At 44.3% G+C, this 8278-nt stretch carries 5 protein-coding genes; all 5 read right to left on the bottom strand.

Going from position 1 to position 8278, the window contains the following annotated elements; all coding sequences use genetic code 11:
• A partial coding sequence (locus tag WC773_04750) for a hypothetical protein (GenBank protein ID MFA6082684.1) occupies positions 1–483 on the bottom strand: 483 nt, incomplete at its 3' end.
• A gap of 42 nt (positions 484–525) precedes the next feature.
• On the bottom strand, positions 526–1950 hold the full coding sequence (gene metG / locus WC773_04745; protein ID MFA6082683.1) for a methionine--tRNA ligase: 1425 nt from the start codon (positions 1948–1950) through the stop codon (positions 526–528).
• Positions 1951–2052: 102 nt separating this feature from the next.
• The gene (rsmI, locus tag WC773_04740; protein MFA6082682.1) at positions 2053–2766 is read right to left on the bottom strand and encodes a 16S rRNA (cytidine(1402)-2'-O)-methyltransferase; all 714 of its coding nucleotides are present in this window, start codon (positions 2764–2766) and stop codon (positions 2053–2055) included.
• 97 nt (positions 2767–2863) lie between these two features.
• Entirely contained in the window at positions 2864–7147 is a 4284-nt protein-coding gene (locus WC773_04735; GenBank protein ID MFA6082681.1) for a tail fiber domain-containing protein, read from the bottom strand.
• Positions 7148–7680: 533 nt separating this feature from the next.
• Positions 7681–8278 (bottom strand): insulinase family protein (locus tag WC773_04730; GenBank protein ID MFA6082680.1); only part of this gene is annotated, 598 nt, incomplete at its 5' end.

The raw sequence follows: 8278 nt of genomic DNA, 5'->3' as shown, positions 1-8278 counted from the left end.
ATCATTAGCATCATTTTGTGTAGCCATATAAGCCAAGCTCTCCCCCCTAGGGCCAGCGATTAATAAGTCATTTTCATTGTTAGTCGTATTATCACCACTAAATGAATCACTACTGCCAAATATCTCACTCTGAAAATCAAAAAGTGATTTCTTGGTTTCATCAAATGCATTAATCGAACTATCCACAACCGCACCAACACCATCTCCAATAATATTAAAGATATCATTAGGATTTATTATTTCACTATTGTCATCCTTCTTATTATCCTTATTATGATTTCCGTCGCTACTATTAGAAGGATCCTCCGCTCCCAGAATCGGACTTTCCAGGACTGGTTTTTCCTTTTTATTAGAAAAAAAGGTAGTTGTGCCATAGTTAGGATTGGTTGTGGCCCTAGCCAATGACCCAAGGCATACAAAAACTAAGCCGCCAACCATCAGAGCAACTGACCAAATAATTTGTTTTATTTTGTTTTTTCTCATAGCAACTGAGAATTAGGTTGACTTCTGTTTTTTTATTTAAATCTAACTATGCATCTTAATCCGCTCAAAAAGAATCTTGGTTTTTTTTGTTTCTAGGGAAGTCAGGATACTTTTGGCTGTCTCAGGCATAAATGGAATCAAATCTTCCGCAATCTCTGCTAGGCGAGCGGTTAAGTCATTCATCACCTCTTCAAATTTATCCCTATCCGTCTTTACCAACTCCCAAGGCTTGTTATCATCAATCACCTTATTTGCCTCCCCCACCAAGCCCCACACATATTTCAAAGCCCTGGACAGCTCCATCCTGTCTATCAAAGTGACAAATTCCGCATTCAAAAAAAATTCTTGCGGCACAAATGATCCCGATTGCTCACTCAATTTGGTGATGCGAGAAACTAAGTTTCCCAAACCATTCGCCAAGTCGGCATTATATTTTTCCATGATGCGCTCCCAAGTGAAATCCATATCCTCCCCAAAATTATCACCCAGCGTCAAGAGCAAATAACGAGTGGCTTCCGTGCCGAATTTTTCTACTAAGTCATAGGGACTGACCACATTCCCCAGACTCTTGCTCATTTTTTGCCCTCCGACATTCACAAAACCATTAATAAAAATCTGCTTGGAATTAGGAAGACCTGCAGAAAAAAGCATCGCCTGCCACATAGCTGCTTGTTGGCGCAGATTATCTTTGCCACAGATCTGCACGCCCGGCCAAAAATCAGCAAAATCACTGTCCATGTTTGGCCAACCCAAAGTAGAAATATAATTCACTAGTGCATCAAACCAGACATACATCACTTGTTTTTCATCCCCCGGAATAGCCACTCCCCACGGCATTTTGCTTTTCACTCTAGAGATGCTGAAATCTTGTAGCCCTCCTTCTACAAAACTGCGCACCTCATTCATTCTTTTTTCCGGTCTTACTAGTTGTGGATGTTGATGATATAATTCCAACAACTTTTCTTGATAATGCGAAAACCGGAAAAAATAATTTTCCTCCTCAATCGTTTCAATTTCCATATTCGGGTGCAAGGAGCATCTTCCTTCCACTAAGTCCGATTCAGTCTTTTCCAGTTCACACCCCACGCAATATTTGATCTTATAATTTTTTTTGTAAATATCTCCATTCTCGGCACACTTTTTCCAAAAAGCCTGCACCGCCGCTTCATGATAGACATCTGTCGTCCGAATAAAATTATCATAGTCCAAATTGAGAGCCGTTTTCATTTGGGAAAAAATCGCTATCTTATCATCACAATAGCCCTGCATGCTCATGCCAGCCTCCTGCGCCTTTTGGCACACCTTGGCTCCATGCTCATCTACGCCCGTATTAAAAATCACGCTCAGCCCCCTTTGACGCTGGAATCTCGCCACCACGTCCGCCTGAACGCTCTCCATGGCAAAACCGATATGCGGAGCCGCATTCACATAAGCCAAGGTAGTGGTGATATAAAATTTATTTTTCATAAAATACACGAAAATAACGAATATTTACTAAATTAACTAATTATTTTTAAAAATGGTTTTTTGTCATTTGTATATATTATTCTTTTCATATACAAATTAGGGCTAGTGTATAATTATTACAAACTCTCCTTTGACTTTCCCGGGATTAGCCTCGAAATAGGCTTCCATTTGGGCAACATTTCCCCGCACCACCTCTTCAAACATTTTGGTCAGTTCTCGTCCCAGGATGATTTGTTTTGCTTGACCTTCTGCAGCTAACCCCTCCTCCAGTGTTCGCAACAGTTCCAAATTTTTCAGCACTCGATGCGGCGACTCATAGTACATCACCGGCAAGGAAAATCCCAGCACTTTTTTGAAAAAAGTTTCTCGTCCTTTTTTGTGAGGCGGAAAACCGAGAAAGACAAATTGTCCCATATCAATGCCTGAAACACTCGCCAACGTCGCCACAGCCGAAACGCCTGGAATAGGCACCACCGGAATTTGCTTGGCTACGGCAGCGGCCACCAATTGATTGCCTGGATCAGAAATCCCCGGCGTCCCGGCGTCCGTTACCAGGGCGATATTCTTGCCGCTTTCCAACTCTTGCACTAGAAATTCCAATTTAGGCACCGGCTTGGTCGCGCCGCCCTTTCTTTGGTTCTGATAGAAAGAAACTACCTTAGTTTCAATGCCATAGTGATCCAAGAGTCTTTTGGTGATGCGAGTGTCTTCACACACTACCGCATCCACCTCTCCCAAAATACGAACAGCCCGGGCAGTAATGTCCTCCAAGTTTCCAATGGGCGTGGCCACGATATACAATGTCCCTATCTTCATATATAGAGTTTAGCTTAAAAAGGAATATTTTTCAATCCCGAGCACTCGGGATTGAAAATTCAATGAAAATTGTAAATTGGTCATTGTAAATTTAAGCTTACTTCGCCTCCACTATCCACCAGTCAAATTCAAGATCACTATCCGTTACCTGCTGGATTTCGACCTGGAAACTTTCTCCCGCGATGAGCGCTGTGACTGCCAAAACTTTATCCGTCACATTTTTCGGGGTCACAAACACCTTCGTCCCGCTACTCACCGCCGTGGTCGGCACCACCACACTTTTTCCATCACCCGTGGCATCAGCAACACATTGATTGCTGGCATCCGCCTTTTTGCCCACCGGACAAATCACCGCCGTACCGATAGTGGCCGCATCACTATCCACCACCTTAATAGTCAAGAGTCCTGTTTCCAAATTTTCTGCCGTAAAATGGCCGAAGTTGAAATCAGTCTTGTCTGTGTTGATGTCCAGCAGTATTTCCAAATTCGTCATAGCCAGTTGCGCCTGGGAAATGTCCAGCGTGTTTTGGGCAGAATCCACTTGTAAAGCGGCTATCTGACTTTGCAAAGTAGTAGTGAGTGTTTCGAGAGTAGCAATTCTAGTTTCATAGCCTTCGCCCATTGTCTCCAATGCGGTTATTCTGCCCAATTGTTGCGTGTCCTCAGTCGCCAGAGCTGTGAGACTGGTTTGTATCACGCCTAGTTGGGTGTCGATGGAAGATTGAAGTTGTTGTAAGTTGGTGATATCAGTGTCGGTTTTCAAAACTAAACCAGCGATTTGACTATTAGAAGTTGTGATTTGGACTTGTTGTTCCTTAATAGCCTCAATTAGTACTGGAGCAATGCGATCATACGTTACGCCGAGATAACCATCTAGATTTTCTACTAGATCTGGAAAGTATGGCTGCACCTCTTGCGCAATGACTCCGATTTCTCGCTTATCATCAGGATTGGCTGTCATATTGTAATATACTCCCCGCATATTCAATACTTTGGCTAAGGCGCCATCAATTGTTTGGATATTTTCCTTGAGCCTAACATCGGAAAAAGACGTCCAGGATGAATTGCCACTTACCAACTGAGCTCCTACTGTTACGCCAGATCCGGCACTCACTCGCACAGTTCCCGCAGAGTCTGCCCACATTCTTCCCAACTGCGTCCCGGCATCATTTCTAAATACTATATCACCTGGATCATTTGTCGCTGCGCTGGTACTTTTCAAAACAAAATCGGAATTTCCCAATAAATTTACTGCTAAAAAGGTGGGGGCGCTGGTGGTTGTAACATTTTGATTCATTGCATACAATTCATAGGCTCCCAGACCGGTGTTAAGAGTGGCGAAAGTAACTGCGCTGGTGGTCAGAACGGCCTGATTCATATCATACAATTCATTCGCTCCAAAACCAGTGTCAATATTGGCGAAAATAACCGGACTAGTAGTCAAAACATCTTGATTCAGATATGAAGCAAATTGGTAACCATCCCAGAGATCGGCATTTAAATTAGTCACTCCTGTAGTAGAGGAAACTACCAATGGCGCTGTGCCTGTAGCTATTGTAGAAACTAACTGATTTGTAGTGCGAATGGAGCCACCGGAAACATCCAGACTGGTACCCGGAGTAGCTGTGCCAATTCCCAGTCGGTTATTCGTATCATCCCAAAATAATTTAGCATTGTCTTGTTGCATGATGCCAGCTGTGCCAGCAAACAGGACAGAACCGGCTGTTGCACTGGTGATGCTGTCGCCAATAGCCATAGTTCCACCAGACCCAACACAATCTGTCCAAGCGCTATTTTGATAACAGCGGAATTTGTTAGTAGAAGAGTTGTAATAACTCATTCCATTGGCTCCCGTGGGATCAGCGGTTTTTGATCCCAAAGTAATCGTGCCTCCACCATTGAAAGAGGCGTCGCCAGTGGAATTGATTTGAAATAAGTCACCATTGCCCACTGTAAAAAGTGCGGCCGGACTGATGTCACCAATCCCCACATTACCCCCGCTCGGACTTAAGGAAAGAGACATTGCGTTGCCCGTTGAACTCTCCGTGGCTTGTATGGAATATCCACTGCTATTTCCCGCAAAATACACCTTCCTGTTTGTAGTATCAGTTTGCAACATTAAATCATATGATGATTCTATTGGTAGTATATAATTTGATTGTCCAACTATACGTTGATTTCCTAACACATCTAATTTATGCAGCGGAATAGCCATGCCAATTCCCAAGCGATTATTGGTATCATCCCAAAAGAAATTAGCATTGTCTTGTTGCATGATGCCAGCTGTGCCAGCAAACAGGACGGAACCGGCTGTTGCACTGGTGATGGTCCCACCGATAGCCATGCTACCGCCCGCACCGACACAGTCTGTCCAAGCACCATTTTGATAGCATCTAAATTTGTTGGTGGTGGAGTTGTAGAAACTCATGCCATTAGCGCCGGTCGGGTCAGTTGCTTTGGAGCCCAAAGTAAGGGTGCCTCCACCATTCAAAGAAACGTCGCCGGTGGAGTTGATTTGAAACAAGTCTCCATTACCGACGGTGAGAAGAGCAGCTGGAGTGATATCGCCGATGCCGATATTGCCTTTTAGTACTGTTGTTGCAATACTATCATTTCCCAGCACTACACTATTAGATCCTACTCCAGTGGCACCATAGCCAATCACGACTTCATTGATGTCACCATCAGCCAGAGCCGCTGTGTTAGAGCCAAGATAAAGTGATTCCCCAGATTTTTGATTATCCATTAAGCCTCCATTGCTATATCTGCCTGCATTAATCCCGAGAGCAGTATTGGAATAGCCGGTGATGTTGGAATATAGTGAAAAAGCTCCATTAGCGGTGTTGTAGTAGCCAGTGGTGTTGGAAAATAGTGAACCATAGCCATTAGCGGTGTTGTAGGCGCCAGTGGTGTTGAAATATAATGATTGATTGCCATTAGCGGTGTTGTCGGAGCCAGTGGTGTTAGAATATAGTGATCGATTGCCATTAGCGGTGTTATAGGAGCCAGTGGCGTTGGAATATAATGATCGATAGCCATTAGCAGTGTTGTAGACGCCGGTAGTGTTATCTCGTCCAGCATCTACACCTATAAAATTATTGTATCTAGTTGCTCCCCCACTACGAATCTCCAATCCAATGCTGTTGTCAGAATTTCGCACAATTTGCGTGGCAGTGGTAGGAGTGATTTCTTTAACGGAAATGTCGTCCAAGGTTCCGGCCCAAGTGGCATCAGGAACAAAAGTCAATGCACCTGTTCCGGTGGCCACCACCACCATCGTTTGTGCTTCAGAATTGATTTGCTTGCCCACTGCCACAGCATTCACCCCTCCAAATTGTGGAGTCAATGTTCCGGTAGTAGTGGTGTTGATGGTGAAAGTGATTTGATAGGTTTTTCCGGCTGTCGGATGACTCGAAGTATAAGTCGTGGCCAAAGAAAAATTGTTGGCGCCGGCAGTGTGAGTAGCCACGCCTGATCCAGCTGACCAACCCGTGCCAGTCCAATTACCTAGCGTGGTAGCAAAGGTGGAATTGTCTGTGCCGGTGATGAGTTCTGCTCCTAGCACAGCGGTGGTTGTGTCGCCCAAAATATCCAGCCGAGCACCTGGAGCTGCCGTCCCAATTCCCACCCGATTGTTTATCGCATCTATGAAAAAAGTGTTCGCATCAAAATTGAGATTACTTGGAATAGCCACATTAGTGCCGCTAATGGTGAGGATGTCTCCCGAGGCATTGCCCAAAACAGAATCTCCTCCCACGGTCAGGCTGCCCGCTTGCGTGCTATTCCCCGCCTCATCCACTTTGAATTTCTGGGCGCCGTTGACGGCCAGTCCCAGGAGAGTGTAACCGGCTGTAGCCGAGCTGGGGTTGATATATATTGTCCCTTGATCAACGTTGTTGCCAGTAGGGGTGCCGGTGAGCTTGATGAAACCATCTCCAATCAGGTTGTTGGCGTTGAAAGCTTGCGGGGTGGCGCCCAGTCTTTTTCGGGGAGTCATTTCCGCGTCGGCTCCCACTTTGACGCCCAGGTAATAGGAATCGGTAGAAAAATCTAGATTAAGGGTGTTGCCGGTGCCGGTGCCGAGGAGAACATTGAAGACTCCATTAGTGACTGTAATGGGATTGCCATTGGCCGCAGTGTAGGTGCCGGTCCACAACGTGGTGCCAGCTGAGGCGGCATCATAGATTTTGAAAACGATATCATAGTTGCCATTGGGAACGGAGACGCCCAGGTTGTTGGTCAGTTTGGCCTGGTAGTTGATTTGCTTGTTGAGGCCGGTGGCGGCAAAAGTAGTTTGGAAAACAGCAAAAACAGCGATAATAGCTATCATCACCCAAAGCTTGGTGTTGGTTGGTTTTGATTTTTTCTGGAAGAAAAACATGCAGTATTTTCTTTTTCTTAGATTGTTTTTTATTCTTTTTTAACCAACTACATTATACCATAGAAAGATATAGTTTTGTAGAGGAAAGTTATCCACACCCTATAAAGGAAGGTTAAATTTTAAATTCGAAATTTTAATTGAATAGTGTCCATTTTCTTTGGCAGCAAAGAAAGTGGACAAAAAGAAACTGCCGGCGCCGGCTGGTGCTGTCTAAATTCTCAGATTGCTCGCTAAAATTCCCATGCGACCATAGAGGGAAAGGAAATTTCTTAACGCTCCCAATCTGGAATTTAGAAACGCACTAACGCCAAGGCGCGGAATTATTTCTTCTCCACACTTAAGTTTTAAAAATTCCCCGCATCAACGAAATAGCAAGTTACAAATTGAAATTTATGAGCGTAAAAATTTCTCGCCGGATTTTTTTATGGTCTTCAGAAATTTTAGCTCAGAAATAGAAAATTTGTCTTGGTATGTAGTTTTGCGGCCTTTTTCTTTCCTCCACCTTTCTTTTGGGAAAAGAAAGGTGGAACATATTAGTATTTCAATAACACTTTCAGCTTAGCCTCGTTTTTATGCGGACCAATCACAGCCAGATTAAGCGTTTCTTCTCTTAACACTTCTTGCGCCACCCGCAATATATCCTTAGTAGTCACTCGGTCAATTTTAGCAAACAGTTCTTCCAAAGTCATAATCTTTTTCTTGTTCAAGGCTTGCTCGATGAAAAACATCGCCACCTCGTCGGAGGACTCCAAATGCATCACCGCCGAACCTTTCAGAAAATCCTTGGCTTTTTGCAACTCCTTTTCCTCAATTTTTTGGGTGGCTATTTTCCGGTATTCTTCCAGAATCACCCCCACCGCCATTTCCAATTTCCCATGGTCCACGCCCGCTTGCGTCACAAAATAGCCGCAATCGTCATAGGTTTCCGTATTGGATTTGATGCGATAGGCCAAACCCCTTCTCTCACGCACCTCGATGAAAAGCCGGCTACTCATATTGCCCCCCAAGATAATGGAAAGCAACGACAACACGAATCTATCCTTATGATTACTTTTATATGCCCGATTACCCAAGGCCAGATGCGTTTGATCGGTTTTTTTGTGTTCAATTTTCACCGCCGGAGTTTTCTGA

It is taken from the genome of Patescibacteria group bacterium (assembly GCA_041660565.1).
In the GTDB taxonomy this organism is placed as follows: domain Bacteria; phylum Patescibacteriota; class UBA1384; order CAJBMM01; family CAJBMM01; genus JBAZWC01.
The sequence above is the reverse complement of the archived record's forward strand: the minus strand, read 5'-3'. Positions and strand labels throughout refer to the sequence as shown.

Coding starts and splice junctions, on each gene's coding strand:
- metG (MFA6082683.1), bottom strand. CDS start 1,950: ATGAAAAATAAATTTTATATCACCACTACCTTGGCTTATGTGAATGCG.
- rsmI (MFA6082682.1), bottom strand. CDS start 2,766: ATGAAGATAGGGACATTGTATATCGTGGCCACGCCCATTGGAAACTTG.
- WC773_04735 (MFA6082681.1), bottom strand. CDS start 7,147: ATGTTTTTCTTCCAGAAAAAATCAAAACCAACCAACACCAAGCTTTGG.